22 protein-coding genes are annotated in these 24,420 nt (G+C 65.3%); 16 read left to right on the top strand and 6 right to left on the bottom strand.

From position 1 onward, the window contains the following. The first annotated feature begins 38 nt into the window (after nucleotides 1-38). The 6 genes from ACR3EK_RS14785 to ACR3EK_RS14760 all read left to right on the top strand — a co-directional run bounded on the left by ACR3EK_RS14785 (nucleotide 39) and on the right by ACR3EK_RS14760 (nucleotide 9,473). Nucleotides 39-1,046 (top strand): AAA family ATPase, encoded by a 1,008-nt coding sequence (locus ACR3EK_RS14785; protein ID WP_480633768.1) that lies wholly within the window; start codon nucleotides 39-41, stop codon nucleotides 1,044-1,046. Further along, on the top strand, nucleotides 1,043-1,918 hold the full coding sequence (locus ACR3EK_RS14780) for a DUF58 domain-containing protein (protein ID WP_170364591.1): 876 nt from the start codon (nucleotides 1,043-1,045) through the stop codon (nucleotides 1,916-1,918). Before ACR3EK_RS14785 ends, ACR3EK_RS14780 begins: the two co-directional genes overlap by 4 nt. Next, nucleotides 1,915-4,677, top strand: coding sequence for a DUF4159 domain-containing protein (locus tag ACR3EK_RS14775; protein WP_480633767.1), 2,763 nt, complete (start codon nucleotides 1,915-1,917; stop codon nucleotides 4,675-4,677). The genes ACR3EK_RS14780 and ACR3EK_RS14775 overlap by 4 nt, the downstream gene beginning before the upstream one ends. Then, entirely contained in the window at nucleotides 4,674-6,716 is a 2,043-nt protein-coding gene (locus ACR3EK_RS14770; RefSeq protein WP_480633766.1) for a hypothetical protein, read from the top strand. The genes ACR3EK_RS14775 and ACR3EK_RS14770 overlap by 4 nt, the downstream gene beginning before the upstream one ends. Nucleotides 6,717-6,788: 72 nt before the next feature. Next, complete coding sequence (locus ACR3EK_RS14765; protein ID WP_480633765.1) at nucleotides 6,789-9,002, top strand: response regulator; 2,214 nt, start codon at nucleotides 6,789-6,791, stop codon at nucleotides 9,000-9,002. A 9-nt stretch (nucleotides 9,003-9,011) separates the two neighbouring features. Continuing rightward, on the top strand, nucleotides 9,012-9,473 hold the full coding sequence (locus ACR3EK_RS14760) for a VOC family protein (protein ID WP_480633764.1): 462 nt from the start codon (nucleotides 9,012-9,014) through the stop codon (nucleotides 9,471-9,473). Here ACR3EK_RS14760 and yaaA read toward each other — a convergent pair. The 3 genes from yaaA to ACR3EK_RS14745 all read right to left on the bottom strand — a co-directional run bounded on the left by yaaA (nucleotide 9,464) and on the right by ACR3EK_RS14745 (nucleotide 12,672). Continuing rightward, nucleotides 9,464-10,234 carry a peroxide stress protein YaaA gene (gene yaaA / locus ACR3EK_RS14755; RefSeq protein ID WP_480633763.1) on the bottom strand — a complete coding sequence of 257 codons (771 nt, stop codon included), beginning with the start codon at nucleotides 10,232-10,234 and terminating at the stop codon, nucleotides 9,464-9,466. The two genes, ACR3EK_RS14760 and yaaA, sit on opposite strands and share 10 nt — an antisense overlap. 34 nt (nucleotides 10,235-10,268) lie before the next feature. Continuing rightward, the gene (gene recQ / locus ACR3EK_RS14750) at nucleotides 10,269-12,308 is read right to left on the bottom strand and encodes a DNA helicase RecQ (RefSeq protein ID WP_480633762.1); all 2,040 of its coding nucleotides are present in this window, start codon (nucleotides 12,306-12,308) and stop codon (nucleotides 10,269-10,271) included. A gap of 76 nt (nucleotides 12,309-12,384) precedes the next feature. Beyond that, on the bottom strand, nucleotides 12,385-12,672 hold the full coding sequence (locus tag ACR3EK_RS14745; RefSeq protein WP_005980077.1) for a YggT family protein: 288 nt from the start codon (nucleotides 12,670-12,672) through the stop codon (nucleotides 12,385-12,387). Between the two features lie 131 nt (nucleotides 12,673-12,803). On the opposite strand from ACR3EK_RS14745, the gene ACR3EK_RS14740 reads away from it, so the two are divergent. The 10 genes from ACR3EK_RS14740 to smpB all read left to right on the top strand — a co-directional run bounded on the left by ACR3EK_RS14740 (nucleotide 12,804) and on the right by smpB (nucleotide 20,996). Further along, nucleotides 12,804-14,171: an MFS transporter gene (locus ACR3EK_RS14740; RefSeq protein ID WP_170444000.1), complete on the top strand. Its 1,368-nt coding sequence runs from the start codon at nucleotides 12,804-12,806 to the stop codon at nucleotides 14,169-14,171. Next, entirely contained in the window at nucleotides 14,168-15,031 is an 864-nt protein-coding gene (mepA, locus tag ACR3EK_RS14735; RefSeq protein WP_170582416.1) for a penicillin-insensitive murein endopeptidase, read from the top strand. The genes ACR3EK_RS14740 and mepA overlap by 4 nt, the downstream gene beginning before the upstream one ends. Beyond that, on the top strand, nucleotides 15,004-15,888 hold the full coding sequence (locus tag ACR3EK_RS14730) for an esterase-like activity of phytase family protein (protein WP_480633761.1): 885 nt from the start codon (nucleotides 15,004-15,006) through the stop codon (nucleotides 15,886-15,888). Before mepA ends, ACR3EK_RS14730 begins: the two co-directional genes overlap by 28 nt. A 91-nt stretch (nucleotides 15,889-15,979) precedes the next feature. Beyond that, on the top strand, nucleotides 15,980-16,627 hold the full coding sequence (locus ACR3EK_RS14725; RefSeq protein WP_480633760.1) for a queuosine precursor transporter: 648 nt from the start codon (nucleotides 15,980-15,982) through the stop codon (nucleotides 16,625-16,627). A 264-nt stretch (nucleotides 16,628-16,891) separates the two neighbouring features. After that, a complete protein-coding gene (gene arfB / locus ACR3EK_RS14720; protein WP_005980088.1) occupies nucleotides 16,892-17,311 on the top strand; it encodes an alternative ribosome rescue aminoacyl-tRNA hydrolase ArfB in 420 nt (139 codons plus the stop codon). Between the two features lie 60 nt (nucleotides 17,312-17,371). Continuing rightward, nucleotides 17,372-18,118 carry an SDR family oxidoreductase gene (locus tag ACR3EK_RS14715; RefSeq protein WP_170440010.1) on the top strand — a complete coding sequence of 249 codons (747 nt, stop codon included), beginning with the start codon at nucleotides 17,372-17,374 and terminating at the stop codon, nucleotides 18,116-18,118. Between the two features lie 82 nt (nucleotides 18,119-18,200). Continuing rightward, on the top strand, nucleotides 18,201-19,214 hold the full coding sequence (locus ACR3EK_RS14710; protein ID WP_480633759.1) for a P1 family peptidase: 1,014 nt from the start codon (nucleotides 18,201-18,203) through the stop codon (nucleotides 19,212-19,214). A 112-nt stretch (nucleotides 19,215-19,326) separates the two neighbouring features. Beyond that, the gene (locus tag ACR3EK_RS14705; protein WP_170341868.1) at nucleotides 19,327-19,740 is read left to right on the top strand and encodes a c-type cytochrome; all 414 of its coding nucleotides are present in this window, start codon (nucleotides 19,327-19,329) and stop codon (nucleotides 19,738-19,740) included. Between the two features lie 189 nt (nucleotides 19,741-19,929). Further along, nucleotides 19,930-20,472, top strand: coding sequence for an isopentenyl-diphosphate Delta-isomerase (idi, locus tag ACR3EK_RS14700; RefSeq protein WP_093964071.1), 543 nt, complete (start codon nucleotides 19,930-19,932; stop codon nucleotides 20,470-20,472). A 47-nt stretch (nucleotides 20,473-20,519) separates the two neighbouring features. Beyond that, nucleotides 20,520-20,996 (top strand): SsrA-binding protein SmpB, encoded by a 477-nt coding sequence (smpB, locus tag ACR3EK_RS14695; protein WP_480633758.1) that lies wholly within the window; start codon nucleotides 20,520-20,522, stop codon nucleotides 20,994-20,996. A gap of 28 nt (nucleotides 20,997-21,024) precedes the next feature. On the opposite strand, the gene glpK is transcribed toward smpB, so the two are convergent. From glpK to panB, 3 genes are all read right to left on the bottom strand, one after another. After that, nucleotides 21,025-22,503 carry a glycerol kinase GlpK gene (glpK, locus tag ACR3EK_RS14690; protein ID WP_480633757.1) on the bottom strand — a complete coding sequence of 493 codons (1,479 nt, stop codon included), beginning with the start codon at nucleotides 22,501-22,503 and terminating at the stop codon, nucleotides 21,025-21,027. Between the two features lie 71 nt (nucleotides 22,504-22,574). Continuing rightward, the gene (panC, locus tag ACR3EK_RS14685; RefSeq protein WP_480633756.1) at nucleotides 22,575-23,426 is read right to left on the bottom strand and encodes a pantoate--beta-alanine ligase; all 852 of its coding nucleotides are present in this window, start codon (nucleotides 23,424-23,426) and stop codon (nucleotides 22,575-22,577) included. Further along, nucleotides 23,423-24,262: a 3-methyl-2-oxobutanoate hydroxymethyltransferase gene (gene panB, locus ACR3EK_RS14680; RefSeq protein WP_480633755.1), complete on the bottom strand. Its 840-nt coding sequence runs from the start codon at nucleotides 24,260-24,262 to the stop codon at nucleotides 23,423-23,425. The genes panC and panB overlap by 4 nt, the downstream gene beginning before the upstream one ends. Between the last annotated feature and the right edge of the window lie 158 nt (nucleotides 24,263-24,420).

Raw genomic sequence — 24,420 nt, 5'->3', positions numbered from 1 at the left:
TACACTTCATCTATAATAAGTCCACGGAAGGGAAAGTCATGACCGAACCCGCCGACCTCGTGTCCGAGATCGAAGCGCTGGAAGAGAAACTGCAACAGGCCAAATCCTCGATCACCCGCCGCTTCATCGGGCAGGAGAGGGTCGTCGACCTGACGCTGACGGCGCTGCTGTGTGGCGGTCATGCCCTGCTGATCGGGCTGCCGGGCCTGGGCAAGACGCGGCTGGTCGAAACCTTGTCCACCGTCATGGGCCTGCATGGCAACCGCATCCAGTTCACGCCGGACCTGATGCCGGCCGACATTCTGGGGTCCGAGGTTCTGGACACCGCCGAGGATGGCAGCCGCCATTTCCGTTTCATTCCCGGCCCGATCTTCTGTGAACTCTTGATGGCGGACGAGATCAACCGCGCCAGCCCGCGTACCCAGTCGGCGCTGCTGCAGGCGATGCAGGAACGCACGGTGACCGTCGCGGGCGAGGATCGCGCGCTAGGCGTGCCGTTCCACGTGCTTGCCACCCAGAACCCGATTGAACAGGAGGGCACCTATCCGCTGCCCGAGGCCCAGCTGGACCGTTTCCTGGTGCAGGTCGACGTGAACTATCCCGACCGCCAGACCGAGCGTGACATCCTGCTGGCCACCACCGGCGTGGCCGAGGAAGAGGCGCACCAGATCTTCACCAAGGAAGAATTGCTGGCCGCGCAGGTTCTGCTGCGCCGGATGCCGGTGGGCGAGTCGGTTGTTGAACTGATCCTCGATCTGGTGCGCGCGTTCCGCCCCGAAGAACCTGGCGTGTCCGAGCGCGTGTCCGAGACCGTCGCCTGGGGCCCCGGCCCGCGCGCGGCGCAGGCGCTGATGATGACGGTGCGGGCGCGGGCGATGCTGCAGGGCAGGCTGGCTCCCAATGCCGAAGACGTGCTGGACATGGCGCGCCCTGTGCTCAGCCACCGGATGGCGCTGAACTTCGCCGCGCGGGCGCGCGGTGACAGCCTGCCCGACCTGATCGAAACCACCGCGGCCGGGCTTGTCCGGGCTGAGGCGGCGGCGTGAACGCGGCCCGCACCCTTCGCGAAAGATCCGAGGCCGAAGCGTCCCGGCTGCCGCCGCTGCTGGCGCGGGCCGAACACCTGGCCGGAACCGTGCTGCTGGGCGATCACGGCCGGCGGCGTTCGGGGTTGGGCGATGATTTCTGGCAATATCGACCGGCCCAGATCGGCGACAGCCGGCGGATGATCGACCATCGGCGCTCGGCCCGCGGCGATCAGCAATATGTGCGCGAACGCGAATGGCAGATCGCGCAGTCGATCATGCTGTGGGTCGATCAGGGCGCCTCGATGCGCTTTGCGTCCGATAAATCCCTGCCCACGAAGGCCGACCGGGCGCGTTTGCTGGGGCTGGCCACGGCGATCCTGCTGGTGCGCGGGGGCGAGCGTGTGGGCCTGACCGGCACCACCCTGCCGCCCCGGCGCGGCAATGCCCAGATCATCCGGCTGGCGCAGGCCTTGTCCGAAGATACCGAGGCCGATTATGCCCCGCCCGAGCACCGCGCCATGATTCCCCATGCCCGCGCCGTGTTCATGTCTGACTTCCTCGGCCCGCTGGACGAGGTCGAACTGGCCCTGACCAAGGCCGCCGACCGCGGCGTGCGCGGTGTGCTGCTGCAGGTTCTGGACCCGGGCGAGGAGAACTTTCCCTATCGCGGGCGCACCATCTTCGAAAGCGTTGGCGGCACGGTCCGGCACGAGACACTGAAGGCGGGCGACCTGCGCGAGCGCTATCTGGCGCGGCTGGCGCGGCGCAAGGATGACCTGACGCGCCTGTGCCGCGTCACCGGCTGGCAGCTGGGCCTGCACCATACGGGCGACAGCGCGCAGGCGGCTCTGTTGTGGCTCTATCGTGCCCTGGACGGAGGGGCGCGATGACGGTTCTGGCGGGCATCGGCTTTACCGCACCATGGGTGCTGCTGGGTCTTCTGACCCTGCCGATCCTGTGGCTGATCCTGCGCGCCGTGCCGCCCGCGCCGATCCGCCGGCTGTTCCCGGCGGTGACCCTCTTGCTGGGCCTGAAGGACGACGAGAGTGTATCCGACCGCACCCCGTGGTGGCTGCTGCTTCTGCGGATGCTGGCGGCAGCGGCGATCATCATTGGTCTGGCCGGCCCGGTGCTGAACCCGTCGCGCGACCAAACCGGATCGGGGCCGCTGCTGCTGGTGCTGGATGCCAGCTGGGCCGGGGCCACGCGCTGGCCCGCCACGCTGGAGCAGATCGACGCGCAGCTGACCGAAGCCGGGCGGGCCGGGCGCCCGGTGTCGATCCTGCGACTGACCGAGCCGGAACCGCCGGTTTTCCAGGCCGCCGAAGCCTGGCGCAACCGCCTGCCCGGGCTGGTTCCGCAGCCGTGGCAGCCGGACGCGGCGCAGATCGAACAGGCGCTGGCCGACCTGTCGGCGGTCGAGGGCGGGTTCGACACGCACTGGTTCACCGACAAGCTGGACTATCCGGGCCGTGAAACCCTGCTGTCTGCACTTCAGGCGCGGGGCGCGGTCACGGTCTATCGCGCGGCGGCGCCGATCCTGGCGCTGCGGCCGGCCACCTATCAGGACGGGGCGATCCGGCTGACCGCGGTGCGCGCCACACCCGGTCCGGCGCAGACCGTCACCATCAATGCGCAGGGGCGCGACCCTGCGGGCGTGATGCGCCTGCTGCAATCGGTCGAGGTCAGCTTTGACAGCGGCGCGACCCAGGCGCAGGCCGATCTGGCGTTGCCGTCCGAACTGCGCGCCCGCATCACGCGGTTCGAGCTGCAGGGCCAGCGGTCGGCCGGGGCGGTGTCGCTGACCGATGACAGCCTGCGCCGGCGCGAGGTCGCCCTGATCGCCGGAACCGTCAATCGCGAGGGGCTGGAGCTGCTGTCGCCGCTGCACTACCTGACGCAGGTGCTGATCCCCACCGCCGATTTCGTCGAGGGCGGGCTGACCGAGGTTCTGCCCGCCAACCCAGATGTGATCGTGCTGGCCGATGTGGCCAAGCTGACCCCCAGCGAACAGGCCGGGTTGGTCGAATGGGTCGAACAGGGCGGGCTGTTGCTGCGCTTTGCCGGTCCGCACATGGCGGCCAGCGATCTGGGCCGCGATGCCGAAGACATGCTGCTGCCGGTGCGGCTGCGCAGCGGTGGCCGCTCGGTCGGCGGCGCGATGAGCTGGGGCGAAGCGAAGGGGCTGGCGCCCTTCCAGGAGGGCTCGCCCTTCTACGGGTTGCGCATCCCCGACGACGTGACCGTCAGCACCCAGGTGATGGCGCAGCCCGACCCAAACCTGGCCGACCGGGTGATCGCCGCGCTGTCGGATGGCACGCCGCTGGTGACGCGCAAGCCGCTGGGTTTGGGTCAGGTGGTGTTGTTCCACGTCACGGCCGATGCCGAATGGTCGACCCTGCCGCTGTCGGGCCTGTTCGTCGAAATGCTCGACCGGCTGGCCGTGGCCTCGGCCGCCAAGACGCGGCAGGTCGAACAGTTGCAAGGCACCACGTGGGAGCCGATTCAGGTGATGGATGGGTTCGGAACCCTGTCCGATGCGGGCAATCTGGCCGGTGTCGATGGCCCGGCGCTGGTGTCCGGCGCCCTAGGCCCCGACCTGCGCCCGGGTCTGTATGAAAGCGGCAAGCAGAAACTGGCCCTGAACGTGCTGACCGGGGACAGCGTGCTGCGCCCGATAAGCTGGCCTGCGGATGTGCCGATCAAGGGGCAGGAGGTCAGTGCCGAAACGCCGATCGGGGGTCTGCTGCTGAGCCTGGCCCTGATCCTGTTGGCGGTTGACGTCGTGGCCTCGCTGGCGCTGTCGGGGCGTCTGGGGCTGGCGCGGGCGGCGGCGGTCGCGCTGGGCGCGGTACTGATCGCGCCGCAGGCGCAGGCGCAGACGCCCGAGGAGACCGAATTCGCGCTGCAGGCAACCAAGGAATTGGTGCTGGCACATGTACTGACCGGCAATGCCCAGATTGACGACGTCGCCCATGCCGGGCTACGCGGCCTGTCGCAAACCCTGTTTTATCGCACGTCCGTCGAACCGGCCGAGCCCATGGGCGTGGACCTCGAACGTGACGAACTGGCTTTCTTCCCGCTGCTCTACTGGCCGATCACCCCGGATCAGCCCCAGCCTTCGGCCGAGGCTTATGCCAAGCTGAACGCCTATCTGCGGTCCGGCGGGATGATCCTGTTTGACACGCGGGACGCCAACATCGCCGGGTTCGGCGCCTCCAGCCCCAATGGCCGCAAGCTGCAGCAACTGGCTGCGCCGCTGAATATCCCTGCGTTAGAGCCTGTTCCCCGCGATCACGTCCTGACCCGTGCGTTCTACCTGTTGCAGGATTTCCCCGGCCGCTTTGCCGGAACCGAAGTCTGGGTCGAAGCCGCGCCCCTGGACGCTGAACAGATCGAAGGCATGCCCTTCCGCAACCTCAACGACAACGTCACCCCGGTGGTGATCGGTGGCAACGACTGGGCCGGGGCCTGGGCAATCGACCGGAACGGGCAGGCACTGCTGCCGGTCGGGCGCGGCTATGCCGGAGAGCGCCAGCGCGAGCTGGCCAACCGGTTCGGCGTCAACCTGGTCATGCACGTGTTGACCGGGAACTACAAATCCGATCAGGTGCACGTGCCTGCTCTGCTTGACAGGTTGGGCCAATGACCGGTTCCGTCATTTTTGACCCGCTGATCCCGTGGCCCGTGCTGGTGGTTATCGGTTCGATCGCTTTGGCCGCGACGGTTCTGGCGCTGTGGCGCGGGCTGTCAGGTTGGGCATTGCGCGGACTGGCGGCGCTGGTACTGCTGGCGGCTCTGTCCGGCCCGGTCTACCAGATCGAGGACCGCGCCCCGCTGACCGACATCGTGCTGATGATCGAGGATGAAAGCGCCAGCCAGACCCTGTCTGACCGCGCAGAACAGACCGTGCAGACTGCTGAGGCCCTGGCCGCCGAGATCGAAGCCCGCGACAACACCGAACTGCGCCGCATCACCGTGGGCGACGGCGACGGAGACGAAGGTACCCAGGTGATGGCGGCGCTGAATGCCGCGCTGGCCGAGGAACCGCGCGCCCGGATCGCCGGTATTCTGGTTCTGTCGGACGGCATCGTGCATGACGTCGATCAGGCCCCCGACCTGCCCGCGCCGATGCACCTGTTGCAGACCGGTCGCGCGCAGGACTGGGACCGCCGCCTGATCGTGCGCAATGCGCCGGCCTTTGCAATCATCGATGAGCCCGTCACTCTGACCTTGCGGGTCGAGGACAGTGGCGCGGTGCCCGCCGGCCCGGCGTCCGCCCCGCTCGAGATCGCGGTGGACGGGGGCGAGCCGCAGCAGTTCAGCATCCCGATCGGTGTGGATGTCGAGCTGCCGGTGACCCTGCCCCATGGCGGACGCAACGTCATCCAGTTCACGGTTCCGCAGGCCGATGGCGAACTGACTGACCGCAACAACACCGCCTTGATCCAGATGAACGGCGTGCGCGACCGGCTTCGGGTTCTGTTGGTCTCGGGTGAGCCGCATCCGGGCGGACGAACCTGGCGCAATCTGCTGAAATCCGACAGCTCGGTCGATCTGGTGCATTTCACCATCCTGCGCCCACCCGAGAAACAGGACGGGGTTCCGGTGGACGAACTGTCGCTGATCGCATTCCCCACGCGCGAGTTGTTTCTGGAGAAGATCAACGATTTCGACCTGATCATCTTTGACCGCTACAAGCGGCGCGGCATCCTGCCCGCGATCTATCTGGACAACGTGACCAACTACATCAATGACGGCGGTGCTGTGCTGATTGCGGCCGGGCCTGACTTTGCCACCGCCGACAGCATCTTCCGCTCGCCCCTGTCTGCGATCCTGCCGGCGCAACCCTCGGCCCGGGTCATCGAAGAACGCTACGTGCCCACGGTTACAGACCTGGGCCAGCGTCATCCGGTGACCGCCGATCTGGGTGAGACGGGAGACTGGGGCGCATGGCTGCGGCAGATCGACGTAAAACAACGCTCGGGTGAGTTGCTGATGACCGGCGTCGACGACCGCCCGCTGCTGGTGCTGGACCGGGTAGTGGAAGGGCGCGTGGCGCTGCTGGCCTCGGACCATGCCTGGCTGTGGAGCCGCGGCTACGAGGGCGGTGGCCCGCAGTTGGAACTGCTGCGCCGCCTTGCCCACTGGATGATGAAAGAGCCCGAGCTTGAAGAAGAGGCGCTGTGGGCCGAGGCCAACGGGCAGTCAATGCGCATCATCCGCCAGACCCTGAACAAAGAGGTGGGCCCCGTCACGGTCACCCGACCCAATGGCGACACGCTTGAAGTGCCCTTGCGCGAATTGTCCCCCGGCCGGTTCGAGGCGCAGTATTTCGGCCCTGAAATTGGGCTTTATCGCCTGCAGGAAGGTGAGCTGTCCTCGGTCATCGGCCTTGGCCCTGCGGCGCCGCGGGAATTCGAACGCACCATCGCAACAGCCGAAATCCTTGAGCCGGTCATGGCCGGGATGCGCGGCGGGGTAATCCGGGTCGAGGATGGGCTGCCGGCAATCCGCAACGTGCGCGCCGGGCGTCCTGCGGCCGGGCGTGGCTGGATCGGTCTGACCCCGCGCGAGGCATATGAAACCCGTGACGTGACCCAGGCCGGACTGTTGCCGCCCTGGCTGGTGCTGCTGCTGGCGGGTGGCTTCCTGCTGGCGGGCTGGTTGCGCGAAGGACGGCGCTGACCGGACTTTGGCCTTAAACAGATTTTCACGGTCTGCGGGAATGCTGATCCCGAACCGACCGGGAAGATGACCATGAGTCTTGCAGAAAAACTGGCACAGGAACGGCGGGCGCGTCTGGCCGCCGAACGCATGCTTGCACTTAAGCAAAGTGAACTGTCCGAGGCCAATCGCAAGCTGGGCGAATATGCGATGGCCCTGACCAAACGTATCGGCGAGACCGAGGCCGAGGTCGAAACCGTGCGTGGCGAGAATGAAAAGGTCAAATCGGACCTGACCGTTGCAAATGCCAAGATCGAAGTGGCCGAACGCCGCCTCTGGCACTCGATCCAGACGATCCAGGACGGTTTCGCCTTCTTCGACGGCAGTGATCGGTTGATCAGCGCAAATACGGCCTATCTGAGCGTATTCGAAGGACTGGATGAGGTCGCGCCCGGGATTTCATACCCCCGCATTCTTGATCTGCTGACCACAGAGGGCATCATCGATATCGGGTCGGAACCGGCCGAGGCGTGGAAAACCCGCATGATGCGCCGCTGGACCCGGATCAACCCGCCGCCCGAAGTGATCCAGCTGTGGAATGGGCAATATATCAAGCTGATCGACCAGCGCGGGCAGGGCGGCGATGTGGTCAGTCTGGCCCTGAACATCACGGCCTCGGTCCAGCATGAGGCGCAACTGCAAGCCGCGCGCGAAAAGGCCGAGGCCGCCAACCGGGCCAAGTCGGCTTTCCTTGCCAATATGAGCCATGAGATCCGGACCCCGATGAATGGCATCGTCGGGATGACCGACCTGCTGTCGGAAACCCCTCTGAATGAGGAGCAGAGGCTTTATGTCGATACGATCCGCAATTCGGGGGACGCGCTGCTGGTCATCATCAATGACGTTCTGGACTATTCCAAGATCGAAGCGGACAAGCTTGTGCTGCATCCGGAGGATTTCGATCTTGAACGTTGCATCCTCGAAGTTGCGATGCTGCTGCAGCCCACGGTGCGCGACAAGGGGCTGACCTTGCTGGTCGACTATGACCTGTTCCTGCCGACGCTGTTCGTGGGCGATCCAGGCCGGGTGCGTCAGGTGCTGACCAATCTGGTGGGCAACGCGGTCAAATTCACCGCCCAGGGCCATGTTCTGATCCGGGTCACCGGAGTACCGCATGCCGATCAGAAGACCTGCGACATCCACATTGCGATCGAAGACACCGGAATCGGCATCGAAGCGGACAAGATCGAGCACATCTTCGGCGAGTTCAATCAGGTTGAAAACGAAAAGACCCGCGCCTTTGACGGCACTGGCCTTGGTCTGGCCATCACCAAACGCCTGATTACCTTGATGGGTGGCTCGATCTGGGTCGAGAGCGAGGCCGGCAAGGGATCGTGCTTTGGGTTCCGGATCACACTGCCCACCGCCGAAGGCCCTCAACCGGCTCCGCCTGCCTTGGCGGACAGGCTGAAACATGTCCTCGTGGTCGAGGATCTGGCGGTCAATCGGGCCATTCTGAACAAGCAGCTGCGGCGTTTGGGGGCCGAGGTGACGGTTTGCGCCACAGGCACCGAAGCGCTGAGGGCGGTGGAAGCGTCGATCGACCTGATCCTTTGCGATCACGATCTGCCTGACATGGACGGGCTGGATTTGGCGGAAACTCTGCGCAAGCGAGGCTGGTCCGACGTTCCGATCGTGCTGATGTCCGTAAACCCGGCCATCGTGCACGCCGATCCGAACCATCGGCTGATACAAGGGGTGGTTCAGAAACCGATCCCACGGGCCGAGCTGTTCTCACGGCTTCAGGCGCTGGGCGCGGCTGTGTTGCCTGCGCCTGTTTCCCCGCCCTGCCGCGCGGAACCGGCCCAATCGCCCGGCGGAGACACGAAGCTGCGCAAGATGCGGGTTCTGGCCGCCGAGGACAATCGCACCAACCAGTTGATCCTGAGCAAGATGACCAAGGATCTGAACATAGACCTCAAGCTGGTGGCCAACGGGCTTGATGCTGTCGAAGCCTTTGCGGAATTCGCCCCTGACCTGATCCTCATGGACATCTCGATGCCCAAGATGGACGGAAAGCAGGCCACGGGTGAGATCCGTAGACGCGAAATCGGCACAGGGCAGCATGTGCCGATCGTGGCGCTGACCGCTCATGCCTTGGCGGGTGACGAGCACAGCATCCTAGCGGCCGGGCTGGATCACTACCTGACGAAACCGCTTCAGAAGAAGCTGATTTGCGAGATGATCCAGTCCAACTGCCCGACGGATGCGCAACCCGTCATTGTCGCGCCGGCCGGTGCGGTCTAGGCTGGCGCTATGTCACAGGAACGAGGTTTTCGCCCCCGCGCTTTGGGTGAAATAGCAATACGCTGCGCCGACATGGCAGCGATGGTCGATTTCTATGAAAACGTCATCGGGCTGACCCGCCTGCATGGCGGTCATGACAGCGCCATAACGTTCTTTCGGATTGCGGAAGGGTTCGAAGGACACACACAGGTTCTGGCGCTGTTTCACCATGAGGCGGCGCCGCGGCCGGGCTTGCACCCCACCGGTGCCGACAAACCCATGACCGGGGCGCAATCGTCGCTGCACCATATCGCCTTGTCTCTTCCTTTTGCGGAACAGGAGGCCGTCATGCGCTGGTATGATCAAATCGGCCAGCCCTATCGCGTCGAACGGTTCGGCTGGATCGGTTGGCGCGGCGTATTTACCACGGACCCCGAGGGCAACACGGTCGAATTGGTGGCGTATGATGCCTCGATGCTGGATCAGGCTTGATAGGGGCGCACGAATACCGGTTTGTCCGGTTCCGACAAATCAGGCCGGTACACATAGCCGCCGGTGTCGAAATCCCGCAGGCCCGCAGGGTCGGTCAGCCGGTGCTGGATGATGTACCGCGCCATCGAGCCGCGAGCCTTTTTGGCGAAGAAGCTGACGATCTTCGGTGCGCCGTCCTTGTCCTCCATGAAGACAGGGGTGATGACCCGCAGTTTCAGCGCCTTGGGGGTCACCGCGCCGAAATACTCCTGGCTGGCGCAGTTCACCAGCGTACCGGTGCCGATCTCGTCGGCCTGCGCATTCAGCGCCTTGCTCAGCTGGTCGCGCCAATAGTCGTACAAGGACGTGCCGCGTCGGGTCTTCAGCCGGCTGCCCATTTCCAGCCGATAGGGCTGAATGGCGTCCAGCGGGCGCAACAGGCCATAAAGCCCCGACAGGATGCGCAGATGGTTCTGCGCCCAGGCCAGTTCGTCGACGTCCAGCGAAGCGGCCTCGAGCCCCTGATAGGTGTCGCCGGCAAAGGCCAGCGCGGCTGGGCGGGTGGCCTCGGGCTGCGGCGCGTCGGCAAAGGCGCGGAACCGGTCACGGTTCAGTCGGGCCAGATCGTCGCTGAGGCTCATAAGCCTTTTCAGATCCCCCAGTGTCAGGTTGCGCGCGGTCTTCGCCAACCGGATCGCGTCGTCCTGAAAATCGGGCCGGGTCGGTGCCACGTCCCGCTCTGCCCAGTCCAGCCGTTTGGCCGGAGAGATCACCACCAGCATGTCTGCCCCCGTGTTCGTGCCTGCCCGTCGATACCTAGCCCGCCGCGCGCAGCACGTCCAGAAAGGCGGCCGCGAAACGTTCGGCGCGGCGGTCGCCCAGGATCTGCTCCAACGCGCGTTCGTCTTTGGGGCGCATCTGCGCCACCTTGGCCAGTTGCGAGGCCGAACAGCTCAGCGGTTTGTCGATCCCGTCCGGTCCTCGGGCCAGCTGCGCCTGCACCTCGAGCAGACGGTCGTAGATATCGCCCTGTTCGCGCCCGGCCAGCTTCCGGCGCGCCGGATGCGGCGCCTGCGCCTCGCCCGCGATCACCTCGAGGAAGGTGTCGCCGTATCGGTCCAGCTTTTTCGCGCCCACGCCGCCGATCCGGGCCATCTCGTCCAGGGTCATGGGGCGTTTTTCCGCCATCTCGATCAGCGTGCGGTCGGGGAAGATGACATAGGCGGGCACACGGGCGGCCTCGGCCAGGGCGCGGCGCTTGGCCTTGAGCGCCGACAGCAGGGGCGCATCCTCTTCCGAGACCATCATCTTGACCGCGGGCCGCCGGGTGGCCTTGCGCAGCGTGTCCTTGCGCAGGGTGATCTGCGCCTCGCCCTTCAGGATCGGCTTGGCGGCCTCGGTCATGCGCAGGGCGCCGTGGCGTTCAGGGTCGGGGCGGACCAGGTCATGGCCCATCATCTGCCGGAAGATCGCCTGCCATTGCGGGCGCGACCAGTCCTTGCCGATGCCGTAGGTGGGCAATTCGTCATGCCGCCGGGCGCGGATCTTGTCGGTGTCGTTGCCCAGAAGGATGTCGATCAGGTGGCCCGAACCGAACCATTCCTCGGTGCGCAGGATCGCCGACAGGGCCATGCGCACCGGGGTGGTGCCGTCGAACAGCTCGGGCGGGCTGTCGCACAGGTCGCATTTGCCGCAGGGCTGGGCCTCTTCCCCGAAATAGCCCAGCAGAGTCTGGCGGCGGCAATGCAACGCCTCGGCCAGACCCAGCAGCGCGTTCAGACGGGCATGGTCGGCGGCGCGGCGTTCGGGCGGGGCCAACCCCTCGTCGATCTGGCTGCGGCGCAGGCGGATGTCGTCGGGGCCGAACAGGGTCAGGGTTTCCGCCGGCCCACCGTCGCGGCCGGCGCGACCGATTTCCTGGTAATAGGCCTCGATCGATTTTGGCAGGTCCGCATGGGCGACCCAGCGAATGTCGGGTTTGTCGATGCCCATGCCAAAGGCCACGGTGGCCACCACGATCAGCCCGTCCTCGCGCGCGAAACGGGTTTCGACGATGCGGCGGTCCTCGGCCTCCATCCCGCCGTGATAGTGGCAGGCGCTGTGGCCCTGTTCGCGCAGCGCCTGCGCCAGCACTTCGGTCTTGTTGCGGGTGCCGCAATAGACGATCCCCGACTGGCCCCGGCGGGCATCGGCGAAATCCAGGATCTGCTTGCGCGGGCTGTCCTTGGCGGCAAAGGCCAGGTGGATGTTCGGGCGGTCGAAGCCACGCAGGAACTTGCGCGGGGGCGTGCCGTCGAACAGTTTCTCGACGATTTCGTCCTGGGTTTCCCCATCCGCCGTGGCGGTGAAGGCGGCCAGTGGCACGTTCAGCGCGCGCCGCAGCTCTCCGATCCGCAGATAGTCGGGGCGGAAATCATGGCCCCACTGGCTGACGCAATGCGCCTCGTCCACAGCGATCAGGCTGACGTTGATCCGCCGCAGCATGCCCAGCGCCGAGCCCGCCGCCAGCCGTTCGGGCGCCATGTACAGCAGTTTCAGCCGCCCGGCCTCGAGCGCCTCCCACACGGCATCGGTTTCCTCGGGCGTGTTGCCCGAGGTCAGCGCGCCGGCCTCGACCCCGGCCTCTTGCAGCCCCCGCACCTGGTCGCGCATCAGGGCGATCAGCGGCGAGATCACCACCGTGACGCCGTCGCGCAGCAGGGCAGGCAGTTGGAAACACAGGGATTTGCCGCCCCCGGTGGGCATGATGGCCAGCACGTTCTCGCCGGCGGTCACGGCATCGACGATCTCTTCCTGCCCGGGGCGGAACTCATCGAATCCAAAGACATCTCGCAGCAGAGGCGCGGCGTCGAACATGTGCGGGGGTGCCCTGTTTCAAGATTTGACTGCTCTTGAACGGACAATCACACAGTCGGAATCGGGGAACAAGAGGTCAGTAGAAATAGACCGCGTTGTTGATAAGGATGATCCGCAGCGCATAGACCCCGATCAGCACCACCAGAGGCGTCAGGTCCAGACCGCCCATGTTGGGCAGAATGCGGCGGATCGGGCCGTATATCGGCTCGAGCAGGCGGTTCAGGCCGTACCAGATCTGGGCGACCAGCTGTTGATGCAGGTTCAGGACCTGGAAGTTGATCAGCCAGCTCATGATCACATGGGCCAGGATGATGAACCAGACGATGTCCAGGATCAGCAGCAGGATTTGGATCAGCGACAGCATGAGCACCTCGTTTTCCGTACGGCCTGAGACCTAAGTGCCCAAGCGGCAATAGGCAAGCCCGCAGTCACAGAACGCTTGCGAAATGGCCCAAAGGCCCGTCTTATGAAATCAAAAGCAGGCAAGGGGCAGAGATGGCAGAGATTTCCAAGCGCAGGCGCATCTGGGGCTGGTGGTTTTTCGACTGGGCCAGCCAGCCGTATCACACCCTGTTGGTGACCTTTGTCTTTGGCCCGTATTTCGCCGGTGTTGCGGCTGAATATTACGCAACCGCCGGGATGGATGCCGAAGCTGCCGCCGCGCAGGCGCAGACGGTCTGGGCCAACTGCCTGACGATCACCGGTCTGATCATCGCTTTCGGCGCGCCGCTCTTGGGGGCGATGGCCGATGTCTCGGGGCGGCGCATCCCGTGGATCTTTGCCTTTTCGGTGATGTATGCCGTGGGCTCCGCGGCGCTGTGGTTCACGCTGCCGGACGGGTCGAACATGTGGCTGATGCTGTCGGCCTTCGGTCTGGGCTTCGTGGGGGCCGAATACGCGCTGATCTTCATCAACTCGCAACTGCCCGATCTGGGGGACGACGATGAGGTGGGCGAGATCTCGGGCTCGGGCTTTGCCTTCGGCTATTTCGGCGGGCTGATTTCCTTGGCGATCATGCTGGCGCTGTTCGTCGAGCAGCCCAACGGCAAGACGCTGATCGGGATGGAGCCGCTGTTCGGTCTGGACGCCGGCACGCGCGAAGGCACGCGTTTCGTGGGGCCGTTCACCGCCGGGTGGTTCATCCTGTTCATGGTCCCGTATTTCCTGTGGGTGCGCGACGATCCCGCCGCCGACAAAAAGGGCAGCGTATCCGAGGCGCTGAGCCTGCTGGGCAAATCCGTGGCTGCCTTGCGGCACCGGGTCAGCCTTGCCAGCTATCTGGGGTCATCGATGTTCTACCGGGACGCCCTGAACGGGCTGTACAGTTTCGGCGGCGTCTATGCGCGGCTGGTGTTGGAATGGGACCTGATCAAGATTGGCGTCTTCGGCATCATCAGCGTGCTGGCTTCGGCAGTCTTCGCCTGGATCGGCGGCAAGCTGGACCGGAAATTCGGCCCCAAGCCGGTGATCCTGACCGCGATCTGGGTTCTGATCCTGGTCTGCACCACCATCGTGTCGATGGACCGGACGCAGATCTTCGGCATCGCCCTGCCCCAAGGGTCGGGCCTGCCGGACATGGTGTTCTTTGGCTGCGGCATCCTGATCGGCGGGATGGGGGGCATTCTGCAATCGGCCAGCCGTTCGTTGATGGTGCGCCACACCGACCCGGCCGCCCCGGTCGAGAGCTTTGGCCTCTATGGTCTGTCGGGCCGCGCCACCGCTTTTGCCGCGCCTTTGCTGATCGGAATTGCAACAACCGCGACCGGCAGCGCTCGGTTGGGGGTGTCTCCGATCGTCGGGTTGTTTATTCTGGGATTGTTCCTAATGCGCTGGGTCAAACCGGAAGGGGATCAGAGCAGATGATTTCATTACGTTTTTTGGTACTTTTGGCGGGAATTGCGCTGGCCGGGGCGGCTGGGGCTCAACCGCTGGCCAAGCAGTTGTTCGGGGCTCAGAAGGACAGTTCGCAACAAAAACCGGCCGCTTTCGGCAGTTATTCGCGCGGATGCGCCGCCGGATCGGTGCAACTGCCCGAGACCGGACCCACCTGGCAGGCGATGCGTCTGTCGCGCAACCGCAACTGGGGCCACCCGCAGTCCATCGACTTCGTGCAGGACCTCAGCCGTTTTGCGGCAAAGCAACCGGGGTGGAACGGGCTTTACATCGGGGATATCAGCCAGCCGCGGGGCGGGCCTATGACTTCGGGCCACCGCAGCCACCAGCTTGGCTTGGACATCGACATCTGGATGCTGCCCGGTGACAACATGCGCCTGTCGCGCAAGGCGCGCGAGAACATCTCGTCGATCTCCTTGCGGCGCTCGAACGGCGCCTATGTGAACGGCAACTGGACGAAACAGCACCACGCCATCCTGCGCGAGGCGGCCAAGGACAAACGCGTGGCCCGCATCTTCGTGTTTCCGGGCGCCAAGGTGCAGATGTGCAAGGAAGAGAAGGGCAACCGTGCCTATCTGCGCAAGATCCGGCCCTGGTGGGGGCATCATTATCACTTCCACGTCCGGCTGAACTGCCCGCGCGGCTCGCGCGGGTGCGTCAATCAGGATCCGCCGCCCAAGGGTGACGGCTGCGCCGAGGCCGAACAGTGGGTGCGCAACATCCTGAACCCGCCGCCGCCCGACCCCAACGCGCCGCCTCCGAAGAAACGGCGTGAGTATGTTCTGGCGGATCTGCCCCAGCAATGCGCCGCCGTCTTGCAGTCCAACTGATCGCCAGCCTGTTTCTGGCCGGTTCCGCCTGGGCGGTCGAAGTCAAATCGGCCGAATATCTGGGCAGCTTTGCATGGCGCGCCGGCCATGACTGGTTCGGCGGGTTTTCCGCCATCCATGTCTCGGATGACGGGCAGCACGCATGGGTGCTGAGCGACCGCTCCACCCTGGCATCGGTCCGCATCGACCGGGATGGCGATGAGATTGTCGGCATCCGTATTGTTGGCCACTGGCCGGTTCTGTCCAGCCGGGGACGGATCATGCCCGGCAGCTCGGGTGACTCCGAGGGGCTGGCGCTGGCGCCTGACGGCAGCTTCTACATCTCGTTCGAAGGCGTGCATCGCGTGGCCCGGTATGCCGCGCCCGGTGCCCATGCGCAGGTGCTGCCGCGCCCCAAGGCCTTTGACGCGCTCGACCAGAATGGTTCGTTCGAGGGGCTGGCCATCGACGCGCAGGGCCGCCTGTACACGTTGCCCGAGAAAAGCCGCACGGCAAATGGCGACATTCCGGTCTATCGCTGGAACGGGCGCGCCTGGTCCACGCCCTTCGTCCTGACGCAGCGGGACGGTTTTCTGCCCGTAGCGGCCGATTTCGGCCCGGACGGGCGGTTCTACGTGCTGGAACGCGCGGTCTCGCTGACCGGGTTCCGGTCGCGTCTGCGTCGGTGGCAGATCGAGGGTGATACTCCTTCGGCCGAGGAAATCCTGTTCCAGACCGGAACCGGAACCCATGACAACCTCGAGGGGCTGTCGGTCTGGCGCGACGGGGAGGGGCGGTTGCGGGCCACGATGGTCTCGGACGACAACTTTCTGGCGCTGCAACGTACCGAACTGGTCGAGTATCTGCTGCCGGATTGACACGGGCCGATCCCGGGTCTAGAAGCGCGGCTTGCCTTGGGACGGTCCCTTGGCCAAGTCGCCGCTACCTTGTCAAAACGGGCATCAGAACATGCAACGCAACTTTATCCCCGGCATTCTTGCCATGGCCGCCATCGTCGTGGCCTCGAACATCCTGGTCCAGTTCCTGATCTTTGACGGGCTGCTGACCTGGGGTGCCTTCACCTATCCGCTGGCCTTTCTGGTCACCGACATCATGAACCGCGTCTATGGCGTGGGCCCGGCCCGCAAGGTCGTGTTTGCCGGCTTCGTCACCGGCGTGATCTGCTCGCTGATCGGCAGCCAGATCATGCTGCAGGGCGACGGCTTCACCTACGCCGCCGTGCCGCTGCGCATCGCCGTGGCTTCGGGAACCGCGTTCCTGATCGCGCAGCTGACCGACGTCACCGTGTTCAATGCGTTGCGCAAAGGTCGCTGGTGGCGCGCGCCGCTGGTGTCCACGCTGGTCGGATCGGCACTGGATACCGCGATCTTCTTCACCATCGCGTTCTCGGCTTCGGTGACCGTTTTCGGTGCCGATGCGGATGCGGCCATCAACTGGGCGTGGGAGCCCGTGCCCTTCATGCTGTCGGGCCCCGAGGCGCCCCTGTGGGTGACGCTGGCCTTTGCCGACTGGCTGGTGAAGCTGTCGCTGGCCTTGGTCGCACTGATCCCCTTCAAGGTGATCGTTGCGCGATTGACCGCTGCACAGCCTGCGTAAAAAAAGTGCTTTGAGAATGGCGCATCTTGTGTCACGCTTCTTTTCAACCGCAACAGATAGAAAAGGAGGTGATCCAGTGTCGAGAAAGAGATTGGAGAGAGGTGTCGGAACAACCGGGGGGACCGCCTGCTAGGGCAGCCCTTGGCGGAGCGCGCGCTCCGGCTGGTCGATTGATCTAACCGACCCGACCTCCTGAACTTTCGAAGGGCCGTCCCGCCGGGGCGGCCCTTTCTGTTTCCGGGTGGCGCCTGTAAGGTCGCGCCCATGTTGCGCATCACCGACGATATCACCCTGCACGATTGGGAAATGACCGAGAGCTTCATCCGCGCTTCGGGTCCCGGCGGGCAGAACGTGAACAAGGTCTCGACCGCGGTCGAGCTGCGCTTCGAGGCGGCGCGCTCGCCCTCGCTGCCCGATCCGGTCAAGGCGCGGCTGAAACGGCTGGCCGGGCGGCGCTGGACCAAGGATGGCGCGATCATCATCCAATGCGACGAGACCCGCAGCCAGGCCCGCAACCGCGAGATCGCCCGCGCCCGTCTGGCAGAGCTGATCGGCAAGGCGCTGGTCAAACCCAAGCGGCGGATCGCCACGAAACCCACCTATGGCTCGGTCAAGCGCCGGCTGGCGGCGAAAAAGGCCCGGTCCGACGTCAAGGCGCTGCGCGGCAAGGTGGCGGAAGATTGATCTGGTATCTTTCCCTGCCGTTGCTAGTCTGACGACGACAGGCGGCAGGGAGGCAAGGCTATGAGGCTGGAGGGAAAAACCGCAATCGTGACCGGTGGCGCATCCGGGTTCGGGGCCGGGATCGTACAGAAATTCCTGTCCGAGGGCGCACGGGTGATGATCGCCGACATCAACGGGGATGCCGCGCGTCACATGGCGGCGACGCTGGGCCCTCTGGCCGACCACTGCCAGGTGGATGTCTCCGACGGCGACTCGGTCCAGGCGATGGCGGATGCGGCGCTGAGACTTTACGGCCATCTGGACATTTTGGTGAACAATGCCGGTGTGACCCACCTGCCGACGCCGCTGGAGGAGGTCAGCGAAGAAGACTTCGACCGCGTCTATCGCGTGAACATGAAGTCGGTCTTTCTGACTGCGCGGGCGCTGGTGCCACATATGAAATCGCGCGGGGCGGGGGCGATCCTGAACGTCGCCTCGACCGCCGGATTGTCGCCGCGCCCGAATCTGAACTGGTACAACGCCTCCAAGGGCTGGATGATCACCGCGACCAAGACGATGGCGGTCGAACTGGCCCCCTCCGGTGTCCGCGTGAACGCGATCTGCCCGGTAGCGGGGGAAACGCCCCTGCTGAAATCCTTCATGGGCGAGGACACGCCCGAAATTCGCGCCAAGTTCCTGTCGACCATCCCGTTGGGCCGGTTCTCGACCCCGCAGGACATGGGCAACGCCGCCTGTTTCCTGTGCTCGGACGAGGCCAGCATGATCACCGGTGCCGCGCTTGAGGTGGACGGGGGCCGCTGTATCTGAACACCCCTTCATCTGGCCCGAAATATCCCCGCCGGAGGCAGCGCGCGCCAGCGCGCTTTTCCGCAGAAAAGGACGAAACCGCATGACCCCCGGACCCAGAAACCTGATCACCGACGTGCCCGGTCTGCTGGTGGGCAATGCACAGGACGCGGCCCTGAAATCAGGTGTCACCGTCCTGACCGGAGATCAGCCCCTGCGGGCCTCGGTACATGTGATGGGGGGCGCCCCCGGCACGCGCGAGACCGATCTGCTGTCGGCCGACAAAACCGTCGACCGGGTGGATGCGATCGTGCTTTCAGGTGGCTCGGCCTTCGGGCTGGATGCCTGTTCGGGCGTGATGGACGCGCTGCATGCACTGGGACGCGGGTTTCAGGTGGGCTCGGCTGTGGTGCCGATCGTACCCGGGGCGATTCTGTTCGACCTGCTGAACGGCGGCGACAAGGCGTGGGGTGAAAACCCGTACCGCGCCTTGGGCCGCGCCGCATTTGACGCCGCGGCGGAGACGTTCGATCTGGGCAGCGCCGGGGCCGGAACCGGCGCGCTGACGGCCATGTGCAAGGGCGGGCTGGGCTCTGCCTCGGCGGCGTTGCCTGGCGGCGTGACCGTGGGTGCGCTGGTTGCGGCCAACCCGCTGGGCAGCGTCACCACCCCGGGCGACCGGCATTTCTGGGCCGCCCCGTTCGAGATCGGGGCCGAGTTTGGCGGGCTGGGGCCGGATGCGGCGTCCGGTCTGGGGGACCCCGCGCCCAGCCGCAAGGCCCGGGCGATGGGCCATCCCCCGCCCGACAAGGCCAACACGACCATCGCCATCGTCGCCACCGATGCGACGCTGAGCAAACCGCAGTGCCAGCGCATGGCGGTGGCCGCCCATGACGGGATCGCCCGCGCCATCCTGCCCGCCCACACGCCGGGCGACGGTGACCTGGTGTTTGGCGTCAGCACGGGACGGATCCCTTCGGCCGAGGCCGATCTGGCCCTGCTGGGCCACGCTGCGGCTCTGTGCCTGGCCCGTGCTATCGCACGCGCGGTATTCCATGCGAAACCGGCGCCGGGCGACCTGTTGCCGTGCTGGTCGGATCTGCAAAATACGCCTTGAAAATATACCTTCTCGGCTGCGTCAGGTCGCCGCCGCGCGTCAAATTGCGCATTGACTCTGCGCGCGTTTGATACTGGTTAAAGGGCAGCCAATTCATATCGGAGCAACGCCAATGAAACGTATCATCGCGACTGCCATCGTCGGCCTGCTGGCTGTGCCGGCCCTGGCCGAAGGCGACGCCGAAGCCGGCGCCAAGACCTTCAACAAGTGCAAGTCCTGCCACATGATCGCAACGCCCGACGGCGAAGCCATCGTCAAGGGCGGCAAGACCGGGCCGAACCTGTACGGTATCGCTGGCCGCGCCGCAGGTGCAGAGGAAGGCTTCAAATACGGCGACAGCCTGGTTGCGGCCGGTGAAAAAGGTCTGGTCTGGGACGAGGAAAGCTTTGTTGCCTATGTTCAGGACCCCAAGGCGTTCCTGAAGGACTACCTGGGTGAAACCTCGGCCAAGTCGAAGATGACCTTCAAGCTGAAGAAGGGTGGCGAGGACGTCTTTGCCTATCTGCAGAGCGTTTCGGCCGAATAAGCCGCACTTGCCAAAAAATCGGAACAAGTACAAAAGGCCGCAGCCCTGCGGCCTTTCGTGCGCTTGATTGCAACGTCGATCATCGCCAGTTTTGTCGCAGACCAAAAAAACACTGCGCCCAATCCGCCAGCGCATCGCGCCCGGTCGCCGATGCCGCCAGACCGACGCAGTCACATCAGGAGAGGACAGATGGGAATCATGATCCCGGCTTGGGTTCATGGCGAGCTGACACCCGTGGACAAGCTGGAAGCCCACGAAAAGGGGCTCAAGCACAAGGCGGTCTCGGTCTTCGTCGTGCGGGGCACCGAGATTCTGATGCAGCGCCGCGCGCTGGGCAAGTATCACACGCCCGGCCTGTGGGCGAACACCTGTTGCACCCATCCCGACTGGGACGAAAACTCCTCGGACTGCGCCGTGCGCCGCCTGCGCGAGGAGTTGGGCATTACCGGCCTGTATCCGGAATACCGGCACCGGCTGGAATATCATGCGGATGTCGGCAACGGGATGGTCGAAAACGAGGTCGTGGACGTGTTCTTGGCGCATGTGCGTGGGCCGCTGAAGATCGAGCCCAATCCCGACGAGGTGATGGAGATCCGCTGGATCGACTACCACGATCTGCTGGCCGAAGTGCGCCGTCACCCCGAACGGTTCACCCCGTGGCTGAAGATCTACCTGCACAACCACGCAGACACGATCTTTGGCCCCGACCTGATCATCTCGGCCAAATCCTGACGCGCCCATCTTGCAAGGGCTGACGAAGCCGCATACATCACGGCGTCATGGCCAAGCAGAAGTCAGACCCCAACTACAAGGTGATCGCCGAAAACCGGCGGGCCCGCTTCGATTACGCGATCGAAGAGGATATCGAGTGCGGCATCGTGCTGGAAGGGTCCGAGGTCAAGTCTCTGCGCGCGGGCGGGGCCAACATCGCCGAAAGCTATGCCGCGGTCGAAGATGGCGAACTGTGGCTGATCAACAGCTACATCGCGCCCTACGAGCAGGCCAAGGCGTTCAAGCACGAGGAGCGCCGCCGGCGCAAGCTGCTGGTGTCCCGCAAAGAGCTGTCGAACCTGTGGAACGCCACGCAGCGCAAGGGCATGACCTTGGTGCCGCTGGTGCTGTATTTCAACCACAAGGGCCGGGCCAAGCTGAAGATCGGCATCGCCAAGGGCAAGAAGATCCACGACAAGCGCGAAACCCAGGCCAAGCGCGACTGGTCGCGCCAGAAACAGCGCCTGTTGAAGGATCACAGCTGACCCGGGCTGCGCCGTGGGTCAGGATGGATCAGAACGCCATGGTGGCCTGCACCGCCCGTTTCCAGCGCGCATAGGCCGCCTCGCGGTCAGCCTCGGGCAGGATCGGTTCGAACCGTTGGTCCAGCGCCCAGGTGTCGGCAAATCCGGCCTGATCGGGATAGACCCCGGCCTTCATCCCCGCCAACCAGGCCGCGCCTAGCGCCGTGGTTTCCTGCATCACCGGCCGGTCGACCGGCGCGCCCAGAATGTCCGACAGACCCTGCATCGCCCAGTCGGACGCGCTCATCCCGCCATCGACCCGCAGGATCACGTCGGCCTCGGCGCCCCAGTCGCCCTGCATCGCGTGCCACAGGTCGCGGGTCTGGAAGGCGATGCTCTCCAGCGTGGCTCGTGCGATCTCGGCCCGGCCCGAGTTGCGGGTCAGACCGAACATGGCGCCACGACAGTCGGGCTTCCAATAGGGCGCGCCCAGCCCGGTGAAGGCGGGCACCAGAACCACATGCTGGTTGGGGTCGGCCTGCGCGGCCAGTTCACCGCTTTGCGGGGCCGAGTCGATTATCCGTAGCGCGTCGCGCAACCACTGCACCGCCGCGCCCGCGATGAAGATCGAGCCTTCCAGCGCATAGGTCCGCTGACCGTCCAGCTGATAGGCGATGGTGGTCAGCAGGCGATTTTTCGACTCCACCGGCTGCGTGCCGGTGTTCAGCAGCGCAAAACAGCCCGTGCCATAGGTCGATTTCATCATCCCCGGTTGGAAACAGGCCTGCCCGATCGTGGCGGCCTGCTGGTCGCCGGCCACGCCCAGAATCGGGATTGCTCCGCCGAACAGGCCGGTCTGGCCGAAATCGGCCGCGCAGTCGCGCACCTCGGGCAGCATCGACAGCGGCACGTCCAGAAGATCGCAGATCTCGGCGCTCCAGTTGCCCTTGTGGATGTCGAACAGCAGGGTGCGTGCGGCATTGGTGGCGTCGGTGGCGTGGACACGGCCCTCGGTCAGGCGCCAGATCAGGAAGCTGTCGATGGTGCCGAACAGCAGCTCGCCCGCCTCGGCCCGGTCGCGCGCGCCGGGTACGGTGTCCAGTATCCACTTGACCTTGGTACCCGAGAAATACGGGTCGAGCAGCAGGCCGGTCTGGGCGGTCACGTCATCCTCGCAGCCCGCGTCGCGGAACCGCTGGCAGATTTCGGCGGTGCGGCGGTCCTGCCAGACGATGGCGTTGTGGATGGCCTTGCCGGTCGTCTTGTCCCAGACCACGGTGGTTTCGCGCTGGTTGGTGATGCCGATCCCGGCGATCTGGTCGGCCGCGACGCCCACCTTGTCCATCACCTGCCGGCAGACGTTCAGGACGCTGTCCCAGATTTCCTCGGGGTCGTGCTCGACCCAGCCTTCCTGCGGGAAATACTGGGTGAATTCCTGCTGTGCGGTGCCCACGCGCTGCATCTGCGCGTCGAACAGGATCGCGCGCGAGGACGTGGTGCCCTGATCGATTGCCAGAATATAGGTCATGCCCGTGCTCCCCCTGTCGTCATTTTCAGGGGACCTTAGGCGATTGGTCGGGGCCGTTCCAGACCCCAGTTTCAGGCCAAAGGCACGTCGGTATTGTCGATCAGGCGCACGCCTTCCAGCCAGGCGGTGGCGAACAGGCGCGCGGGGCGGGTGGCGGCGGTCAGCGGCGCAAGCGTTTCGGCGCAGCGCAGGTCGATATATTCCACCTCGGAAAAGCCCGCCGCCAGCAACGTGTCGCGGGCCGGCCCCACCAGATCGGCGAACGCGACGCCCTGCGCCAGCTGCCCGGCCATGTCCTGCATCACCGCATGCATCCGCGCCCCGGTCGCCAGCCCCTGGTCCGACAGGCGCAGATTGCGCGAGGACATCGCCAGCCCCGAGGGCTCGCGCACGGTGGGGCAGCCGATCACCTCGATCGGGATGTCCAGATCGCGGGCCATGCGCTGCACGACCATCAACTGCTGATAGTCCTTTTCGCCGAAATAGGCTCTGTCTGCCTGCGTCTGCAGGAACAGTTTTGCCACGACGGTTGCCACGCCGTCGAAATGTCCGGGGCGGAATTCGCCCTCCATTACGTCGGTCAGGCCGGCGACGGACACCGTGGTGACGAACCCGTCCGGATAGATCTGGTCCGGGTCTGGGACATAGATCGCATCGACCCCCAGCGGTGCCAACTTGGCCGCGTCGTCCTGCTCGGTGCGGGGGTACTTGGCCAGATCCTCGGGGTTGTTGAACTGTTTGGGGTTGACGAAGATCGTCACGATCACCCGGTCGCAATCGGCCCGCGCCGCCTGTGCCAGCGACAGGTGCCCCTGATGCAGCGCGCCCATGGTGGGCACCACGCCGATGGTCTGGCCCGCCCGGCGCCAGGCCCGGGTCTTGGCGCGCAGCTCCGAAAGGGTGCGCAGGATGGGCGCGGTCATGCCTTGCCCCCCTTGGCGGGCGCCTGATCGGCAAACACATGCTCGGCCGCGGGGAAGGTGCGGGCGCGCACCTCGGCGGCGTATTCGGCGATGGCGGCCTCGGCCAGCAGGCCTAGATCGGCATAGCGTTTGACGAATTTCGGTTTGAAGGCCGTGAAAAAGCCCAACATGTCGTCAACCACCAGGATCTGACCGTCACAGCCGGCCGAGGCTCCAATGCCGATGGTAGGGATGGGCAGCTCGGCGGTGATCCGGTCGGCCAGACCCTGCGGAACCTTCTCGAGCACGACCGAAAACGCCCCGGCCTCGGCCACGGCGCGGGCGTCGGCCAGCACCGTCTCGGCCTGTTCGTCGCGGCCCTGCACCTTATAGCCGCCCAGCGTGTTGATCGATTGCGGCGTCAGCCCGATATGCGCCATCACCGGGATGCCGCGCTTGACCAGAAAGCGGATCGTCTCGGCCATCTCGACCCCGCCTTCCAGCTTGACCGCGCCCGCGCCGGTCTCGGCCATAAGCCGGGCCGCGTTGCGGAAGGCCTGCTCGGGGCTTTCTTCATAGCTGGCAAAGGGCATGTCGATGACCATCATCGCCGTCTCCAGCCCGCGCGCCACGGCCTGCCCGTGCAGGATCATCATCTCCATCGTCACGCCCAGGGTCGAGCTCAGCCCGTGCAGCACCATGCCGACGCTGTCGCCCACCAGGACGAAGTCGCAATGGGGGTCCATCAGCCGGGCCATCGGCGTGGTATAGGCGGTCAGGCTGGCCAGCGGATCGCCCCCTTTGCGGGCGCGGATATCCTCGGCATTCGGGGCTGTCTTGCGGGCGGTGGCGCTCATGCTCGCTCCTCGCGGGGTTCATGTTGCAGCGCGGCATAGCAGATCGGCAGGGGCCAGAGAAACCCCGGTTGCGCGAACATTTCCTTGAATGACCCAAGGTTTGCAGGGACATTGTTACCGTCAGGGCCGCGTCAGCCGCCGCCCATCCGCACATTCTG

This window comes from Ruegeria sp. BC8 (assembly GCF_056535705.1).
This window is presented reverse-complemented; position numbering and strand designations above follow the sequence as displayed.

Coding starts and splice junctions, on each gene's coding strand:
- glpK (WP_480633757.1), bottom strand. CDS start 22,503: ATGACCTATATTCTGGCAATCGATCAGGGCACCACGTCCTCGCGCGCG.
- yaaA (WP_480633763.1), bottom strand. CDS start 10,234: ATGCTGGTGGTGATCTCTCCGGCCAAACGGCTGGACTGGGCAGAGCGG.
- ACR3EK_RS14745 (WP_005980077.1), bottom strand. CDS start 12,672: ATGCTGTCGCTGATCCAAATCCTGCTGCTGATCCTGGACATCGTCTGG.
- arfB (WP_005980088.1), top strand. CDS start 16,892: ATGTTGCGCATCACCGACGATATCACCCTGCACGATTGGGAAATGACC.
- ACR3EK_RS14710 (WP_480633759.1), top strand. CDS start 18,201: ATGACCCCCGGACCCAGAAACCTGATCACCGACGTGCCCGGTCTGCTG.
- panB (WP_480633755.1), bottom strand. CDS start 24,262: ATGAGCGCCACCGCCCGCAAGACAGCCCCGAATGCCGAGGATATCCGC.
- panC (WP_480633756.1), bottom strand. CDS start 23,426: ATGACCGCGCCCATCCTGCGCACCCTTTCGGAGCTGCGCGCCAAGACC.
- idi (WP_093964071.1), top strand. CDS start 19,930: ATGGGAATCATGATCCCGGCTTGGGTTCATGGCGAGCTGACACCCGTG.
- ACR3EK_RS14705 (WP_170341868.1), top strand. CDS start 19,327: ATGAAACGTATCATCGCGACTGCCATCGTCGGCCTGCTGGCTGTGCCG.
- ACR3EK_RS14770 (WP_480633766.1), top strand. CDS start 4,674: ATGACCGGTTCCGTCATTTTTGACCCGCTGATCCCGTGGCCCGTGCTG.
- ACR3EK_RS14740 (WP_170444000.1), top strand. CDS start 12,804: ATGGCAGAGATTTCCAAGCGCAGGCGCATCTGGGGCTGGTGGTTTTTC.
- recQ (WP_480633762.1), bottom strand. CDS start 12,308: ATGTTCGACGCCGCGCCTCTGCTGCGAGATGTCTTTGGATTCGATGAG.
- ACR3EK_RS14725 (WP_480633760.1), top strand. CDS start 15,980: ATGCAACGCAACTTTATCCCCGGCATTCTTGCCATGGCCGCCATCGTC.
- mepA (WP_170582416.1), top strand. CDS start 14,168: ATGATTTCATTACGTTTTTTGGTACTTTTGGCGGGAATTGCGCTGGCC.
- ACR3EK_RS14785 (WP_480633768.1), top strand. CDS start 39: ATGACCGAACCCGCCGACCTCGTGTCCGAGATCGAAGCGCTGGAAGAG.
- ACR3EK_RS14760 (WP_480633764.1), top strand. CDS start 9,012: ATGTCACAGGAACGAGGTTTTCGCCCCCGCGCTTTGGGTGAAATAGCA.
- smpB (WP_480633758.1), top strand. CDS start 20,520: ATGGCCAAGCAGAAGTCAGACCCCAACTACAAGGTGATCGCCGAAAAC.
- ACR3EK_RS14765 (WP_480633765.1), top strand. CDS start 6,789: ATGAGTCTTGCAGAAAAACTGGCACAGGAACGGCGGGCGCGTCTGGCC.
- ACR3EK_RS14715 (WP_170440010.1), top strand. CDS start 17,372: ATGAGGCTGGAGGGAAAAACCGCAATCGTGACCGGTGGCGCATCCGGG.
- ACR3EK_RS14730 (WP_480633761.1), top strand. CDS start 15,004: ATGCGCCGCCGTCTTGCAGTCCAACTGATCGCCAGCCTGTTTCTGGCC.
- ACR3EK_RS14775 (WP_480633767.1), top strand. CDS start 1,915: ATGACGGTTCTGGCGGGCATCGGCTTTACCGCACCATGGGTGCTGCTG.